This is a genomic window from Pseudomonas rhizophila (genome assembly GCF_003033885.1).
GTDB classification, from domain to species: domain Bacteria; phylum Pseudomonadota; class Gammaproteobacteria; order Pseudomonadales; family Pseudomonadaceae; genus Aquipseudomonas; species Aquipseudomonas rhizophila.
This window is the reverse complement of sequence record NZ_CP024081.1, coordinates 745,036-761,698: the sequence shown is the minus strand read 5'-3', so window position 1 is coordinate 761,698 and position 16,663 is coordinate 745,036. Positions and strand designations below refer to the sequence as shown.

The following is a 16,663-nucleotide window of genomic DNA, read 5'->3' as shown; positions in this document are numbered from 1 at the left end:
CTCAGCCGCGCTCACCCAGCAACCATTGCAACTGGACTTCATGCTGGCCGCGATCATCGGTCACGAAAATCGTCCCCTCGCTGATCATCACATCCCACTTGATCACGCGGGGCATGTCCTTAGCGAGCGTCTCCAGCACTTCCTGGGGCACGGCGGCGATGTTGACGTTCTTGAGGTTCTTTACCGCCGGGATCACCTTGCCTTCCCAGACTCGCAGGCTGCCGTAGGCCAGCAGGCTGGTGCGTTCGGTGCGGCGCGAGCACCAGGTCAGGCGGTCGGCGTCGGGCTGGCCCACTTCGATCCAGTGCAGCACACGGTCATCCAGGCTTTTTTCCCACAGCGCAGGTTCATCGACATCCGACAGACCTCGGCCAAATGCCAGCAGCTCGTTGTACCAGAAAGCGTAGGCCAACAGGCGCACGGTCATGCGTTCTTCGGTTTCCGAAGGATGACGGGCGATGGTCTGCTTCACGTTCTCGTACACACTGCGGTCGAGGTCGGTGAGGTTCAGTTCAAACTTATAGGTCGTGGACGGCTGGGCCATGAACGGGCTTCTTGATACGAGGAAAGGCGGCAAGTCTAACCGATGAGGCGGGCATTCCACGAATTGCCGACCATCAACCTGCGGCGACTGACGCCGGCCTATGATAAAACGCTCTTTCGTTCTGCCTTTGTTCTACAGGATCCGTCATGTCGCTTACTGCCAAACCCCTTGCGGGCGTCAAAGTCATCGAACTCGGCACCTTGATCGCCGGACCTTTTGCCTCGCGGATCTGCGGTGAATTCGGTGCCGAGGTGATCAAGGTCGAATCGCCCGATGGCGGCGACCCGTTACGTAAATGGCGCAAGCTGTATGAAGGCACGTCCTTGTGGTGGTTCGTCCAGGCGCGGAACAAGAAATCCCTGACCCTGAACCTCAAGCACCCCGAAGGTCTGGCGATTCTGAAAAAGCTGATCGGCGAAGCCGACATCCTGATCGAGAACTTTCGCCCCGGCGTGTTGGAAAAGCTCGGCCTGGGCTGGGATGTATTGCATGCGCTGAACCCGAAGCTGGTCATGGTGCGGCTCTCGGGCTTCGGTCAGACCGGGCCGATGAAAGATCAGCCCGGGTTTGGCGCAGTGGGCGAGTCCATGGGCGGCCTGCGTTACATCACCGGGTTCGAAGACCGGCCACCGGTGCGCACCGGCATATCCATCGGCGATTCGATTGCCGCCCTCTGGGGCGTGATTGGCGCACTGATGGCGCTGCGTCATCGCGAGGTCAACGGCGGAACCGGGCAAGTGGTGGATGTGGCGCTGTACGAGGCGATTTTCGCCATGATGGAAAGCATGGTGCCGGAGTTCGATGTGTTCGGTTTCATCCGTGAGCGCACCGGCAACATCATGCCCGGCATCACCCCGTCGTCGATCCACACCAGTGCCGATGGCAAGCACGTGCAGATTGGCGCCAACGGCGACGCGATCTTCAAGCGCTTCATGCAGGTCATCGGCCGTGAGGATCTGGCCAATGACCCGCAACTGGCCAGCAATGACGGGCGCGACAGCCGCCGCGATGAGCTTTACGGGGTCATCGATCGCTGGGTCAATTCACTCCCGCTCGATACCGTTATCGAGCATTTGAACCAGGCGGGAGTGCCGGCCAGCCGGATTTTCAGCGCCGAAGATATGTTCAGCGATCCGCAGTTCCTGGCCCGGGAAATGTTTCTCCAGGCCAAGCTGCCGGACGGCAAGGCGTTCAAGATGCCGGGCATCGTACCGAAACTCTCCGACACACCGGGCACCTCTGAATGGGTGGGACCGACGCTGGGTGAGCACAATGCCCAAGTGCTAGGCGAGCTTGGCTATGATGCACAGCAGATCGCCCAACTGCGCATCGACGGCGCCATTTGATGCGGTGAACGAAAGTCTGTGGCCACTGAAGATCAACTGTGGGAGCGAGCCTGCTCGCGATAGCGTCGGTTCAGTCGACTTGATATTGACTGACACACCGCAATCGCGAGCAGGCTCGCTCCCACAAGGGTTCGGCATCGCTCAGCGCCAGAGCACGCTAAAACCTTAAACGCCGGGCAAAAAGAAACCCCGAGAAGTGGGGAGACAACTCGGGGTTAAACGCGACCATTCAGGTCCGTACAACAAGCGACAAGCACCGGAGCACAATGCTTGATCTTGCTGGTAAAGGGTCTGACTCATCAGGACGTAGGAAGGTTCCCACGAAATAGTGTTCAATTTGGGAGAGCCATCACCTTGTCACGTGCCAGATTACGCAGCGCCGCGATCACACAGGGCTCAAGCCGGCCCTCGGCAATCAGCACGTCGCGGTGCAGGCCATCGACCACGTCCGTCAGTTGGCGTCTGTCGGTCAATTGCGCTTGGTTGAACATACGTTCGACCATGATGGCCCCGGAGGCATTCTTCAGCGTTACCAGACACTCGCCCCTGGCGCCAGAGGGAGTCAGCGTCACCTGATACGGGCTCAAAGCCTCACCCAGCAATAGGCTGATACTTTCCATTCGCTCACCCTTCAATAGTCCGAAAACAACTGCTTGTTCACAGTAAATGACCGTGGGCCGCAGCAGAAAGTTCGTTCGCATACCGAGCCGGTACACCTCGAAGCCGTTGAACCGAGCATGCGCGTCCAATATGACAGGCAAACAACAGCTACCGCTTGAAGAAATTTCCTCACGAGCAGCCTGCATCAAGCCAGCAATGGCTCAGCGCGGTTCCACCGGCGCCCGACATCGATCCAGCCTCCCAGCAAACCGCGCAACTGCCCATCGGCCCCATAAAAAGGCACCGACCAATGATAGATTTTGCGTAATCCACTCCTGAACATCAGTTGACGATCGACGAACCGGGACTGGCCGGTTCGCAGTTGCTCCATGACCTCTCCATGCAGCAGCTCGGCAGTCGCCGGCGGGAACACCGCGGAATCCGTCAGCCGGGTCCCCCGCAACTTTTCAAAGCGCGTCGCGAACTGCTCTTCGTAACTCTTGTTGCACATGATCAGGCGCCCTTCCAGGTCACGAATGAAGATCGGATCGGGAATGGCATCCATCAAGGCCCTCTGGAGCATCAACTGATCATTGAGGACAGCCTCGGCCTTGAGGCGCTGGTCGATTTGTATCTGCAGGCGGCGGTTCCAGAGCAGGGACAGCAGAGCGAACAACACGACCACCGTCACACACCAATAACCCCAGCGGGAAATCCGCAACCAGACCGATGGCGCCTGGCCAGGGGCGATACCGGCCATCCATTTGGAACGCAGCGCCCGCATTTCTTCGGCCGGAAAAGCTTCCAGCGCCTTGTTCAGAATACTCAGCAATGGGAGCAGATCCTGACGTACAGCCAGATAATCCGGTTCCCACTTGCCCTCCAGACTTCTTCCTACACGCAACTGTCCCGCCGGATAAAGGTGCACCCCGGTTTCGTTTTCAATGGTGGCGTGGGCCTCCCGGCTCTCCACCAGGGCCCTCGCTTCCCCGTAAGTCTTGACCGTGCGCAACTCGATGGCCGGGTAGTCGCGCCGGATCTGCGCCTCCAATGCATGCCGTGCCGGCAATGCCAGGATCTTGCCATTGAGCTGCTCCAGCGAATCGGGGACGGACTCCCCGTCGCGCCCGACGAATACCCAGCCGGAACCGCCAAAGGCGTGGCTGAAGCTCAGAAAATCCCTGCGTTCGTCGTTCATCGCCAGCGTGGTCGTCATGTCGGCCTCTGCGTTTTCCAGCATCGCCAGTAATTGTTCAGGGGAGAACGACTCCCGATGCACAAACTCAAGGCCTGTCATGCGCGCAATACGCTGGAGAATGTCGTTGTTCAGGCCGTTCCACTGCCCATGCTCATTCTTGAACAGGTACAACGGAAACTGCATCGAGGCCACGATGACCTGCGGGTTTTGCTCGATCCATTTCAATTCCTGCGGATCCAGCACCAACCGTTCGCCGGGGCCGAACGGTGGCGTTTCGTAGGTCGCCAACTGTGCGGCGTCCACCCCCAGTGTCCAAAACACCAGGACCAGGCCCATCATCCAGCCCAGGGCTGGTTTGCGTCTGATAAAAAACAACATCTGCATATCCTTCGAGATTACTCGCCCGTCCCTCCAAGGGCGAAAACCCGATCAGTTTGGCATGCAGAAACAAGAAAGCCCGTCAGGAGACGGGCTTCAAAATGTGACAGGTTTCAGCGCTCAGAGAGGCTTGCCGCGGTTGCCATGCTGACTGACAAAGGCCTGCACGGCTTTCAAGTCATTGGGCAACACGGTGCAACGCTCATCTCGCTCAAACAAATCAGAAAGATGTGCGGGTAGTTCGAGCGCTTTTCCTACACCGGCCTTCTCCACCGCTTCCGGAAACTTGACCGGATGAGCAGTGCCCAGGATCACCATCGGAATGTCCAGACTGCGACGGCACTCACGAGCGGCTCTCACACCGATGGCCGTATGTGGATCGAGCAATTCACCGCTCTGCTCGAACACCTCGGCAATGGTCTCGCAGGTTTGCGCATCATCCACCGCCAGGGAGTCAAACAGCTTGCGCGCTTCGGTCCAGCGCTCAGGCTCGACGCTGAAACCACCGCCCTGCCGGAAGCTGTCCATCAGGCCGGCAATTGCCGCGCCATTGCGACCGTGCAGGTCGAACAGCAAGCGCTCGAAGTTCGACGACACCATGATGTCCATGGACGGCGACAGCGTAGCGTGCAGGGTTTCCTTGACGTACTGGTTGCCGCTCATGAAGCGGTGCAGGATGTCGTTGCGGTTGGTGGCGACGATCAACTGGTTGATCGGCAGCCCCATGTTGCGCGCCAGATAACCGGCAAAGATATCGCCGAAGTTACCCGTAGGCACCGAGAACGATACCGAACGGGCCGGGCCGCCCAGTTGCAGGGCCGCGTGGAAGTAATAAACGATCTGGGCCATGATCCGCGCCCAGTTGATCGAGTTCACTGCGACCAGCCGCGTACCTTTGAGGAAGCTCTGGTCGGCAAAACTGGCCTTGACCATTTCCTGGCAGTCATCGAAGTTGCCTTCGATGGCGATGTTATGGATGTTATCGCCGAAAATCGTCGTCATCTGCCGACGCTGCACTTCCGAGACACGGTTGTGCGGGTGCAGGATGAAGATGTCGACGTTCTCGCAATGCTTGCAGCCTTCGATGGCGGCCGAACCGGTATCGCCGGAAGTGGCACCGACAATCACGACACGCTCGCCACGCTTTTGCAGCACGTAGTCCAGCAGACGACCGAGCAATTGCAGGGCGAAGTCCTTGAAAGCCAGGGTCGGGCCGTGGAACAGCTCCATCACCCATTCGTTACCGTTGAGCTGACGCAACGGCGCGATGGCGTTGTGGGAAAAGACGCCATAGGTCTCTTCCAGGATTTTCTTGAAGTCGGCGTCCGGGATGCTGCCGGTGACAAACGGGCGCATGACCCGGAAGGCCAGTTCGTGATACGGCAAGCCGGCCCAGGAGGCGATCTCTTCCTGAGTGAAACGCGGCAGGTTTTCCGGCACATAGAGGCCGCCGTCCGTGGCCAGGCCGGCCAGCAGGACATCTTCGAAATTCAGGGCCGGTGCCTGGCCGCGGGTGCTGATATAGCGCATAGGGGCAAACCTTTGGTTTGAGCTGCAAGCTACGAGCTGAAAGCTACAAGTAAAGCGGGGTTGCTTTTAACTTGTAGCGTGCAGCTCGTCGCTTGTAGCTGCTTCAGTTCAAGTGTTCGACGCGGATACGGACCACCGGCCCGACGACGCCCTGGAGAGCCTCCAACGCGGTGATCGCGTCGTTGATGCGCTGCTCGACCACTCGGTGGGTCAGCAGGATCATCGGCACCAGGCCATCGTGTTCCTCGACTTCCTTCTGCATGATCGACTCGATGTTGATACCACGCTCCGAAAGGATGCTCGCCACCTGAGCCAGTACCCCTGGGTGGTCCTTGGCCTGGATACGCAGGTAGTAGGCACTTTCGCATGCTTCGATCGGAAGAATCGGATGATCCGACAGCGAGTCCGGCTGGAAAGCCAGGTGCGGCACACGGTTCTCCGGGTCGGAGGTCATCGCACGCACCACATCCACCAGGTCGGCCACCACCGAGGAAGCGGTCGGTTCCATGCCGGCGCCAGCGCCGTAGAACAGCGTGGAGCCCGCGGCGTCGCCGTTGACCATCACAGCGTTCATCACACCGTTGACGTTGGCGATCAGGCGATCGGCCGGGATCAAGGTCGGGTGCACGCGCAGCTCAATGCCACTGGCCGTGCTACGGGCTACGCCCAGGTGCTTGATGCGGTAGCCCAAGGCTTCAGCGTAGTTCACGTCAGCAGTGGTCAGCTTGGTGATGCCTTCGGTGTAGGCCTTGTCGAATTGCAGCGGAATACCAAAGGCGATGGACGCCAGGATCGTCAGCTTGTGCGCCGCGTCGATGCCTTCCACGTCAAAGGTCGGATCGGCTTCTGCGTAACCCAGGGCCTGGGCCTCGGCGAGCACGTCTTCGAAGGTGCGACCCTTTTCGCGCATCTCGGTGAGAATGAAGTTCCCGGTGCCGTTGATGATCCCGGCGACCCAGTTGATGCGGTTGGCCGAAAGGCCTTCACGAATCGCCTTGATCACCGGAATGCCACCGGCCACGGCGGCTTCGAACGCAACGATCACGCCCTTTTCCCGCGCCTTGGCGAAAATCTCATTACCGTGAACAGCGATAAGCGCCTTGTTCGCGGTGACCACATGCTTGCCATTCTCGATGGCCTTGAGTACCAGCTCGCGGGCAACGGTATAGCCGCCCATCAGCTCTATGACGATGTCGATCTCAGGGTTCGTGGCCACTTCGAAGACATCGTTGGTAATCGCAATACCGGTCGTCTGGAACTGAGGCTTTGGCGTGCGCATGGCAATTTGTGCCACTTCGATTCCACGCCCGGCACGACGAGCAATTTCCTCGGCGTTGCGCTGAAGTACGTTGAAGGTGCCGCCACCGACGGTACCTAACCCACAGATGCCTACTTTGACCGGATTCACTCTTGACTCCCCATGAAACGGCCGACGCAAGGTCGGCCGTGAAATACAGCCGCGCAGCAACGCGACTTTGTGTTTAACGGCCCGACGAAGGTTTTCGCCGAGCCGAGATCTTCATAAACGCACTGCCCATGATCATTTGGCGCCAAGGGCCAGTTTGGCGACTTGTGGCGCCGGCTGGTAGCCCGGAATCACCTGGCCGTCCGCCAAAACGATGGCCGGCGTACCGTTCACACCGATGGACTGACCGAGGGCGAACTGCTTGGAAACCGGGTTTTCGCACTTGGCGGCCTTGATTTCCTTGCCATCGACCATCTTGTCCATGGCCGCTTTTTTGTCCTTGGAGCACCAGACCGCCTGCAACTGCTCATCACCCGGTGAACCCAGGCCCTGGCGCGGAAACGCCACATAGCGCACTTCGATGCCGCGCTTGTTCAGCTCCGGCACTTCGGCGTGCAGCTTGTGGCAATACGGGCAGGTGGTGTCGGTGAACACGGTGATGTGGGACTTGGTTTCACCGACCGCCGGGTAAACCACGGTTTCGGCAACAGGAATACCGTTGATCAGCTTGGAAATGCCCTGGCGTTCGGTCTTCTCGGTGAGGTTGACTGGCTTGCCATCCTTGAGCTCGAACAGGTTGCCCTGGACGATGTACTGACCGTCGGCGCTGGCGTAGAGCACGCGGCTGCCCTGGAGCTTGACTTCATACAGGCCGGACATGGGGCTGGCGGTGATGGTTTCGATCGGCACCTCCATCTGAAGGTTTTCCAGGCTCTTGCGGATAGCCTTGTCGGCCGCGTCGTCGGCGATGGCAACAGTACTGGCCAACGCAATGGCGGCGGCGGTGAACATCTGGATCAAACGCATGGGAGCTCCTGAGACGGACAAATGGGACGGGGAACGCCGACCGGCAGATTCGGGTTCCAACCGCCCACTGTGCAAACCGGCAAAGCCTACCACATAAGGCCCGCATGGCCGAATGCCGGTGATACAAGGCATATGGATGCCTTTTTTCTGTGTGCTGGCGTGGGTTCACATATCTGGCGCTCACCACAACTCCCTGTGGGAGCGAGCCTGCTCGCGATAGCGGTGGGTCAGCTTGCATTGATTTTGAATGCGCCACCGTCATCGCGAGCAGGCTCGCTCCCACATGGGCTATCGGGTACTCATCAATCCAGGGATCTTCATTCAGCCTCGGGGGTGATGCTTGGCGTGCAGATCCTGCAACCGCGCCCGAGCCACATGGGTGTAGATCTGAGTGGTGGACAGGTCGCTGTGGCCCAGCAGCATCTGCACCACACGCAAGTCGGCGCCGTGGTTGAGCAGGTGCGTGGCGAAGGCATGGCGCAAGGTGTGGGGGGACAGTGACTTGCCGATCCCAGCCACCTTGGCCTGGTGCTTGATGCGGTGCCAGAAGGTCTGGCGAGTCATCTGCTCGCCGCGCAGGCTGGGAAACAGCACGTCGCTGGGGCGCCCGCCCAGCAGTTCATGACGCGCATCGCGCATGTAGCGCTCAACCCAGACGATTGCCTCTTCGCCCATGGGTACCAGACGCTCCTTGCTGCCTTTGCCCATCACCCGCAGCACGCCTTGACGCAGGTTGACCTGCTCCAGCGTGAGACTGATCAGCTCGGTGACCCGCAGGCCGCACGCGTACAAAACCTCCAGCATGGCCCGGTCGCGCTGACCGATGGCTTCGCTGAGATCCGGCGCCGCCAGCAGCGCCTCTACATCGGCTTCGGATAGGGACTTGGGTAACGGTCGCCCCAGCTGCGGCATCTCCACGCGCAAGGTCGGATCCACCGCAATCAGCTTTTCCCGCAGTAAATAACGATAAAACCCACGCAAACCCGAGAGAAACCGTGCGGTCGAGCGCGGCTTGTAGTTCTGCTCCAGACGCCACGCCAGGTGATCGAGGATCAACTCTCGCCCGGCATTGGCCAGCTCCAGGCCTTGTTCCTGCAACCAGCCATTGAACAGCGCCAAGTCGCTGCGATAGGCATCGCGGGTGTTGTCGGACAGCCCCTTCTCCAGCCATAGGGCGTCGAGAAACTGGTCTATCAGCGGGTGATCAATGGCTGGCATAAAAACTCATGAGGGATGCGTGCGTACGCGGCCTCGAAATGGAAATGATGAGATGCAGGGTGCTCAAAGACCAAATCGCAGGCAACAAAAAAGCAGCCCGCAGGCTGCTTTTTTTGCATCGGAAGCTGGACTTAAGCCAGTTTTTCCTTGATGCGAGCTGCTTTACCGGACAGGTCACGCAGGTAGTACAGCTTGGCTTTACGTACGTCACCGCGACGCTTGACAGCCATGCTGTCGATTTGCGGGCTGTAGGTCTGGAAAGTACGCTCTACGCCAACACCGTTGGAGATTTTACGAACGGTGAATGCACTGTTTACGCCGCGGTTACGCTTGGCGATAACAACGCCTTCGAACGCTTGCAGACGCGAACGGTCGCCTTCCTTCACTTTCACCTGAACGACAATGGTGTCGCCCGGGGCAAAGGTAGGGATTTCTTTGGTCATCTGCTCTGCTTCGAGTGCAAGAATGATTTTGTTAGTCATGCTGTGCTCCTAAGGCAAGTCGTCGGACTTACCATCGATACGTTGTGAACTATCGTCCCGCTCGCGGATATATTCCTCGAGCAGCTTCTTCTCTTCTCCAGAAAGCGAGCGGCTTTCCAGAAGATCGGCGCGTCGTTCATAGGTCCGACCAAGGGACTGCTGTAAACGCCAACGCCGGATGTGCGCGTGGTTGCCACTTAGCAACACGTCGGGAACACGCTGATCCGCATACACCTCCGGTCGGGTGTAGTGCGGGCAATCCAGCAGACCATCCGTAAAGGAATCTTCCTCGGCGGAATCTGCATGCCCTAAAGCTCCAGGCAGCAGTCGTGTAACCGCATCGATCAGGACCATCGCCGGCAGCTCGCCGCCAGACAGTACATAGTCGCCAATCGACCACTCTTCATCGACATGAGCTTCAATAAAACGCTCGTCAATGCCTTCATAACGGCCGGCAATCAGGATCAATGCATCCGAATTTGCCAGCTCGCGTACCGCCGACTGAGTCAGCTGACGGCCTTGGGGCGACAGGTAAATCACCTTCGCGCCCTCCCCGGCTGCGGTTCTGGCCTGAACCAGAGCGTCTTCCAGGGGCTTGATCTTCATCACCATGCCCGGACCACCGCCAAACGGGCGATCGTCCACAGTGTGATGCCGATCCGTGGTGTAGTCCCGCGGATTCCAACAGGTAAGCTGCAACAGCTCCTGTTTCACCGCGCGGCTGGTTATGCCGTACTCGCTGATGGCGGAAAACATCTCGGGAAACAACGTTATGACTTCAACGCGCAAATTAGCCACGTTTAGAAATCCGCATCCCATTCCACCTTCATCTCGCCTGCTGCAAGGTCGACGGCCAACACGCATTGCTCGGTATAGGGCAACAGGCGTTCGCGATCATCCAGGCTGCCGACGCAAGGCTTGACCACCATGACATCGTTCGAACCGGTCTCGAGCAGGTGATCGATTTTCCCGAGCAATTGCCCGAGGTGGTCGATGACCTTCAGACCCACCAGCTGGTACCAGTAGTACTCGCCGTCGGTCAGTTCAGGGAACAGGTTGCGTGGCACGCAGATCTCAAAACCGGCCAGAAGACGCGCTTCTTCACGATCATCGAGATCCTTGAGCTTTGCGACCAGGAACTTGTCGTTCCCACGTCCGCTGACCAGCTCAACCTGTTTCACGCTACCTTCGCGCTTGAGCGTCCAGGTTTTGTAGTCCAACAGGTTTTTGATCGGATCAGTAAAGGAATACACCTTCACTTCGCCGCGAACGCCATGAACAGAATAGATTTTGCCGACAACGATCAAATCATCAGCATCTTTTGGCGTCGCGCTCATATTGCTCAGGCCGCAGCCTTAGCCGATTCCTTCAACAACTGAGCAACACGCTCAGAAGGTTGTGCACCAACGCTCAGCCAGTAGGCTACGCGCTCTTGGTTCACGGACAGACGAACTTCCTGACCACGGGCAACAGGGTTGAAGAAACCAACCTGCTCCTTGTGGGAACCGTCACGCGGGTTGCGGCTGTCGGTTACGGTCAGGTGGTAAAACGGGCGCTTTTTGGAGCCGCCAAGGGCAAGACGGATTGTTAGCATGTGAACATCGTTCCTGTAGTCGGTGCTGCAAATCTAAATGCACAGCGGGCATAGGTGCCCGAAAGGCCGCATATTCTAAGGAATATCCGGACTTTTGCAAATGTCTTTTTCCGGCGCCTGGCGCCATGCGATCAAGATTTGCCATAGAGCCGTCATGAAAAACGGCAGGTCAGCTCCCGTGCAGCACGGGTTTGCTGGAGATCCCCGCATCCGTGCGGGGCAACGCCGGCATGACAGCCGGCGCAGATTCTTTACATTTTCGGCATGCCGCCGCCGGGCAACATACCGCCCATGCCGCGCATCATCTTGGCCATCCCGCCCTTGGCGGAGAATTTCTTCATCATCTTCTGCATCTGCTTGTGCTGCTTGATCAAGCGACCGATGTCCTGCACCTGGGTACCGGACCCCATGGCGATGCGGCGTTTGCGCGAACCGCTGATCAGCTCAGGGTCGCGGCGCTCGGCCGGGGTCATGGAGTTGATGATGGCTTCCATCTGCTTGAACTGCTTTTCAGCCGCGCCCTGGGCATTGCCCATCTGCGCCAGGTTCACGCCACCGATGCTCGGCAGTTTGTCCATGAGGCCGCCGAGGCCGCCCATGTTCTTCATTTGTTGCAGCTGATCGCGGAAGTCTTCGAGGTCGAAGCCCTTGCCCTTCTTCAGCTTCTTGGCCAGTTTGTCGGCCTTGTCCTTGTCGAGGGTCTGCTCGGCCTGCTCGATGAGGCTGAGCACGTCGCCCATGCCGAGGATCCGCGAGGCAATACGCTCGGGATGGAACGGCTCGAGCGCTTCGCTCTTCTCGCCCATACCGATGAACTTGATCGGCTTGCCAGTGATGGCACGGACCGACAGCGCGGCACCGCCACGGGCATCACCGTCGACCTTGGTCAGGATCACGCCGGTCAGCGGCAGCGCATCACCGAACGCCTTGGCGGTGTTGGCCGCGTCCTGGCCGGTCATGGCATCGACCACGAACAGGGTTTCCACCGGGTTGATCGCGGCATGCAACGCCTTGATCTCGCCCATCATCTCTTCGTCGATGTGCAGGCGACCGGCGGTATCGACGATGACCACGTCGATGAATTTCAGTTTTGCTTCTTTAATAGCCGCCTGGGCGATGTCCACCGGCTTCTGGCTCAGGTCGGACGGGAAGAACGTCACGCCGATGTCGTTGGCCAGGGTTTCGAGCTGTTTGATCGCCGCCGGGCGATAGATGTCCGCGGACACCACCATCACCGACTTCTTCTTGCGCTCTTTAAGGAAGCGCGCCAGCTTGCCGGCCGTGGTGGTCTTGCCCGCGCCCTGCAGGCCGGCCATCAGCACCACCGCTGGCGGCACGGCGCTCAGGTTCAGGTCTTCGTTGGCGGCGCCCATCAGGCTTTCGAGTTCGGCCTGGACGATCTTCACGAACGCCTGGCCCGGCGTCAGGCTGCGCGACACCTCGGCGCCGACGGCGCGTTCCTTGACCGAATTGACGAAGTCCTTGACCACCGGCAGGGCGACGTCGGCTTCGAGCAACGCCATGCGCACTTCGCGCAGAGTGTCTTTGATGTTGTCCTCGGTCAGCTTCGCCTTGCCGGTGACATGGCGCAGCGTCTGCGAGAGACGGTCGGTTAGGTTTTCAAACATGCGCGATCCTTTCAGGCCCAGATAAGACCGGGATAATGGCGGCCCAGACCGTAAAAAATGTGCTCGGCGAGCCTGCGGCGTGGGCAGGTCGCGGATTATAGCGAAGACTGCGCCCGGCGCACACCTCGCCGTCAGTTGCGCTGGTCTTTCGTGCGATGGGGATTCTATGCCAAACTCAGCGCCTTTCGGGCCTGCCTAACAGGATTTATGCTCCCCTTGTCACCCAGTTTGCTTGCCTCCCTCGCCGCCGCTTGTCTTTATGCCGCTGCGACCCTCTATCAAGGCTCCCGCCTGGCCACCGGCGCCAAGGCGAACAAACGCCTGCTGGTCATGCTTGGCGTGCTGGCGGTGCTCGGCCACGCGGCCAGCCTTTATACCCACCTGATGACGCCCATTGGCCTGGGCCTGGACTTCTTCAACGCCGCCAGCCTCATTGCCGTGGCCGTGATCGCCCTGACGCTGCTGGCCTGTTCACGCATCCCGGTGGAAAACCTGCTGGTGCTGCTTTTCCCGCTGGGCCTGGCCACGGTGCTGCTGGCGCAATTCGCGCCGTCAGGCACGGTACAGATCATCGATGAAGAACCGGGCATCCTGGCCCACATCCTGCTCTCGATCCTCGCTTACGGCCTGTTCACCATCGCGGTGTTCCAGGCCTTGCTGCTGCTGGTGCAGGATCACCAGCTCAAGCACAAGCACCCTTCCGGGCTGATCCGCAACTTCCCGCCCTTGCAGACCATGGAAAGCCTGTTGTTCGGCTTCCTCTGGGCCGGCTGGACGCTGCTGTCGCTGTCGCTGATCTCTGGCTGGCTGTTCGTCGAAAACCTGTTCGCCCAGCACCTGGTGCACAAAACACTGCTGGCGTGCCTGGCGTGGGTGGTGTTCAGCGTACTGCTGTGGGGCCGAAATCGGCTGGGCTGGCGCGGCCATAAAGCCATTCGCTGGACCCTGGCCGGTTTCTGCCTGCTGATGCTGGCGTACTTCGGCAGCAAGCTGGTTCGTGAATACATTCTGCATGTCTGACGGACGCCTCTGATGGATATGTTGCCCGTGGGCCCGCTGTTCGCTGTACTGGTCGTGCTGATCCTCTGGTCCGCCCTGTTCACGGCCATCGAAGCCGCCCAGCAGCATTTGCTGGCCCAACGCAAGGCTTCGCGCGCCGGTGACAAACCGCTGGCGAAGCTGAGTTTCCCCCGGGACAGTCTGATTCTGTGCAATACCCTCTGCCGCGCCCTCGCGGTGGTGATCGGAACACTGCTGGCAATTTTTACCTGGCTGCAACACGGCCCCTTGGTAGCCTGGCTCGGTACCAGCGCGGCTCTGCTGGTCTTTGCCGATTACCTGCCGCGCACCCTGGCCACCCGCCATCCCGATGCGGTACTGGCGTTGGGTAACGCCTTGCTTGGCGTGCCCTTGAAGATTCTTTATCCATTTGCCTGGCTGTTGAATGGCATCAGTCAATTGCTGCTGCGTCCGTTTGCCCGCCAGGCAAGCGTGGTACAGCAAAACGACGATGAAATGCCCACACCCGCGCGCAACGATCACGACCCCGAACACAACAGCGGTCGGCCGCATCCGGTTTCCGGCATCCATGCCCTGGACAACATTACCGTCAACGATATTCTCGTACCCCGCAGTGAGGTCGATGGCATCAACCTCGACGACCCCATCGGCGACATCATTGAACAGTTGCGCCTGAACCGCCGCACTCGCCTGCCGGTGTTTCACAGCGACATCAACCAGGTCGAAGCGGTGCTCAACACCCGCCAGATCCGCCACCTGCTCAAGGACGCGAGCCTGACCCAGGAAGCACTGCTGGCTGCCTGCCACGAACCCTACTTCGTTCCCGAGAGCACGCCACTGCAGCTGCAATTGCTGAATTTCCACAAGCAGCAACGGCGCCTGGGCATGGTGGTGGACGAATATGGCGAAGTGCTGGGCATTGTCACCCTGGAAGACATCCTTGAAGAAATCGTCGGGGAGTTCGAAAGCGAGCACAGCCTCGACAACCCCCACGTCCATCCCCAGCCTGATGGACGCCTCATGATCGATGGCGCCGCGTCGATCCGCGAACTGAACAGGACCCTGGGCTGGCACCTGCCTTGCGAAGGCCCCAAGACCCTCAACGGCCTGGTGACCGAAGCACTGGAGACCATTCCCGAAAGCCCGGTCTGCCTGAAGATCGGCCGCTATCGGCTGGAAATCATCGAAACCGTGGATAACCGCGTCAGCCAGGTGCTGGTGTGGCACAACAGTTCGGTGCCGCTGGCGTCCTAAGCCCTTGCCACAGGGTTGTGCGCAAGCGCCACTATTGTGTACGGGCTCTCTTGTTGAATCGTTAGCCCCCTTCCTATACTCAACCCGCTTATCCAGCGCGCGCCAGCGAGCCGAGGGAGTTCGACCATAATAATTAGCTCCAACGGAGCACATGACTGTCAGGGATAACCGCATGACAACGACCACTTGCAACGAAGCTGTGTCTGCCCCGCCGACGAACTCCGCCACCCGCGTGGCGACCGCAAGCTTCATCGGCACGGCCATCGAGTTCTATGACTTCTACGTCTACGCCACGGCTGCGGCCCTGGTGATCGGGCCGGTGTTCTTCCCGCAAACCTCAGGCACGGCACAAATGCTCTCGTCCTTCCTGACGTTCGGCATCGCATTCCTCGCTCGCCCGCTGGGTTCGGCGCTGTTCGGCCACTTCGGCGACCGGATCGGGCGCAAGTCCACGCTGGTGGCGTCCCTGCTGCTGATGGGTGTGTGTACCACGCTGATCGGCGTACTGCCCGGTTACGCCAGCATTGGCGCCTGGGCGCCGATCCTGTTGTGCGTGCTGCGCTTTGGCCAGGGGTTGGGCCTGGGCGGTGAATGGGGTGGCGCAGCGTTGCTCGCCACTGAGAACGCGCCCAAGGGCAAACGCGCTTGGTTCGGTATGTTTCCCCAACTGGGGCCCTCGATCGGCTTTCTGGCGGCCAACGGATTGTTCCTGACCCTGGCCATGACCCTGGACGACGAGCAGTTCCGTTCCTGGGGCTGGCGCATCCCGTTCCTGCTCAGTGCGGTGCTGGTGATCGTCGGCCTCTATGTGCGCCTCAAGCTTCATGAAACACCCGTCTTCGCCGATGCCATGGCCCGCCAGGAACGGGTGAAAGTTCCGCTGGTCGAGCTGTTCAGCCAGTACTGGGCGCCGACGTTGCTGGGTGCCGCGGCGATGGTGGTGTGTTATGCGCTGTTCTACATCTCGACCGTGTTTTCCCTGAGCTACGGTGTGTCCACCCTCGGCTACAGCCGCGAAACCTTCCTCGGCCTGCTGTGCTTTGCGGTGCTGTTCATGGCCGCCGCGACGCCGCTGTCGGCCTGGGCCAGCGACCGCTACGGCCGCAAACCGATATTGCTTATCGGGGGCGTACTGGCAATTGCCTCGGGTTTCCTCATGGAGCCCTTGCTGACCCAGGGCACAACCTTGGGCGTGGCGCTGTTCCTGTGCATTGAGCTGTTTCTGATGGGCGTGACCTTCGCCCCCATGGGCGCCCTGCTACCGGAGCTGTTTCCCACCCATGTGCGCTATACCGGCGCCTCGGCCGCCTACAACCTGGGCGGCATCGTCGGCGCTTCGGCCGCCCCGTTCTTTGCCCAGAAACTGGTGGCAATGGGCGGTTTGAGCTACGTCGGTGGTTATGTCTCGGGGGCCGCGGTGCTCAGCGTGATCGCGGTACTGTGCCTGAAAGAGACGCGCCATAACGATTTGAACAGGGTCGCCTGAACCCTCGGTGCGGGTCCGGCAACAGGCCCGCACCGAACCTGTCACAAGGCTGAATGCCTTGCAATGAAATAACAGCTAACAATCGCCCACCATTGAAACCACCCCTCACCTGC

The 16,663-nt window shown here is 59.7% G+C and carries 16 protein-coding genes; 4 read left to right on the top strand and 12 right to left on the bottom strand.

The window, feature by feature from the left end; genetic code table 11:
- Position 1 precedes the first annotated feature (1 nt).
- On the bottom strand, positions 2 to 544 hold the full coding sequence (locus CRX69_RS03500) for a YaeQ family protein (RefSeq protein WP_047227511.1): 543 nt from the start codon (positions 542 to 544) through the stop codon (positions 2 to 4).
- Positions 545 to 690: 146 nt separating this feature from the next.
- Between CRX69_RS03500 and CRX69_RS03495 the strand changes: the two genes are divergently transcribed.
- Complete coding sequence (locus CRX69_RS03495) at positions 691 to 1,890, top strand: CaiB/BaiF CoA transferase family protein (protein ID WP_047227510.1); 1,200 nt, start codon at positions 691 to 693, stop codon at positions 1,888 to 1,890.
- Between the two features lie 332 nt (positions 1,891 to 2,222).
- Here the strand turns inward: CRX69_RS03495 and CRX69_RS03490 are convergent, their stop codons facing one another.
- The 11 genes from CRX69_RS03490 to ffh all read right to left on the bottom strand — a co-directional run bounded on the left by CRX69_RS03490 (position 2,223) and on the right by ffh (position 12,790).
- Complete coding sequence (locus CRX69_RS03490; protein ID WP_047227509.1) at positions 2,223 to 2,510, bottom strand: DUF3509 domain-containing protein; 288 nt, start codon at positions 2,508 to 2,510, stop codon at positions 2,223 to 2,225.
- A gap of 185 nt (positions 2,511 to 2,695) precedes the next feature.
- The gene (locus tag CRX69_RS03485; RefSeq protein ID WP_076386214.1) at positions 2,696 to 4,066 is read right to left on the bottom strand and encodes a transporter substrate-binding domain-containing protein; all 1,371 of its coding nucleotides are present in this window, start codon (positions 4,064 to 4,066) and stop codon (positions 2,696 to 2,698) included.
- A gap of 120 nt (positions 4,067 to 4,186) precedes the next feature.
- Positions 4,187 to 5,596 (bottom strand): threonine synthase, encoded by a 1,410-nt coding sequence (gene thrC, locus CRX69_RS03480; RefSeq protein WP_047227507.1) that lies wholly within the window; start codon positions 5,594 to 5,596, stop codon positions 4,187 to 4,189.
- Between the two features lie 103 nt (positions 5,597 to 5,699).
- Entirely contained in the window at positions 5,700 to 7,004 is a 1,305-nt protein-coding gene (locus CRX69_RS03475) for a homoserine dehydrogenase (protein WP_047227506.1), read from the bottom strand.
- Between the two features lie 132 nt (positions 7,005 to 7,136).
- Entirely contained in the window at positions 7,137 to 7,868 is a 732-nt protein-coding gene (dsbC, locus tag CRX69_RS03470; protein ID WP_076386216.1) for a bifunctional protein-disulfide isomerase/oxidoreductase DsbC, read from the bottom strand.
- A 321-nt stretch (positions 7,869 to 8,189) separates the two neighbouring features.
- On the bottom strand, positions 8,190 to 9,086 hold the full coding sequence (xerD, locus tag CRX69_RS03465; protein ID WP_047227504.1) for a site-specific tyrosine recombinase XerD: 897 nt from the start codon (positions 9,084 to 9,086) through the stop codon (positions 8,190 to 8,192).
- Between the two features lie 131 nt (positions 9,087 to 9,217).
- Positions 9,218 to 9,568 (bottom strand): 50S ribosomal protein L19, encoded by a 351-nt coding sequence (rplS, locus tag CRX69_RS03460; RefSeq protein WP_003175895.1) that lies wholly within the window; start codon positions 9,566 to 9,568, stop codon positions 9,218 to 9,220.
- 9 nt (positions 9,569 to 9,577) lie between these two features.
- Positions 9,578 to 10,387, bottom strand: a complete 810-nt coding sequence (gene trmD, locus CRX69_RS03455; protein ID WP_171061421.1) for a tRNA (guanosine(37)-N1)-methyltransferase TrmD — start codon at positions 10,385 to 10,387, stop codon at positions 9,578 to 9,580.
- On the bottom strand, positions 10,369 to 10,905 hold the full coding sequence (rimM, locus tag CRX69_RS03450) for a ribosome maturation factor RimM (protein WP_107321548.1): 537 nt from the start codon (positions 10,903 to 10,905) through the stop codon (positions 10,369 to 10,371). Before rimM ends, trmD begins: the two co-directional genes overlap by 19 nt.
- 5 nt (positions 10,906 to 10,910) lie before the next feature.
- The gene (gene rpsP / locus CRX69_RS03445; RefSeq protein ID WP_003198088.1) at positions 10,911 to 11,162 is read right to left on the bottom strand and encodes a 30S ribosomal protein S16; all 252 of its coding nucleotides are present in this window, start codon (positions 11,160 to 11,162) and stop codon (positions 10,911 to 10,913) included.
- 251 nt (positions 11,163 to 11,413) lie between these two features.
- Entirely contained in the window at positions 11,414 to 12,790 is a 1,377-nt protein-coding gene (gene ffh, locus CRX69_RS03440; RefSeq protein WP_047227501.1) for a signal recognition particle protein, read from the bottom strand.
- A 207-nt stretch (positions 12,791 to 12,997) separates the two neighbouring features.
- On the opposite strand from ffh, the gene CRX69_RS03435 reads away from it, so the two are divergent.
- The 3 genes from CRX69_RS03435 to CRX69_RS03425 all read left to right on the top strand — a co-directional run bounded on the left by CRX69_RS03435 (position 12,998) and on the right by CRX69_RS03425 (position 16,550).
- Positions 12,998 to 13,810: a cytochrome C assembly family protein gene (locus CRX69_RS03435; RefSeq protein ID WP_047227500.1), complete on the top strand. Its 813-nt coding sequence runs from the start codon at positions 12,998 to 13,000 to the stop codon at positions 13,808 to 13,810.
- Positions 13,811 to 13,822: 12 nt separating this feature from the next.
- Positions 13,823 to 15,064 carry an HlyC/CorC family transporter gene (locus CRX69_RS03430; RefSeq protein ID WP_107321547.1) on the top strand — a complete coding sequence of 414 codons (1,242 nt, stop codon included), beginning with the start codon at positions 13,823 to 13,825 and terminating at the stop codon, positions 15,062 to 15,064.
- A gap of 172 nt (positions 15,065 to 15,236) precedes the next feature.
- Entirely contained in the window at positions 15,237 to 16,550 is a 1,314-nt protein-coding gene (locus tag CRX69_RS03425; protein ID WP_047227498.1) for an MFS transporter, read from the top strand.
- The last annotated feature ends 113 nt before the right edge of the window (positions 16,551 to 16,663 follow it).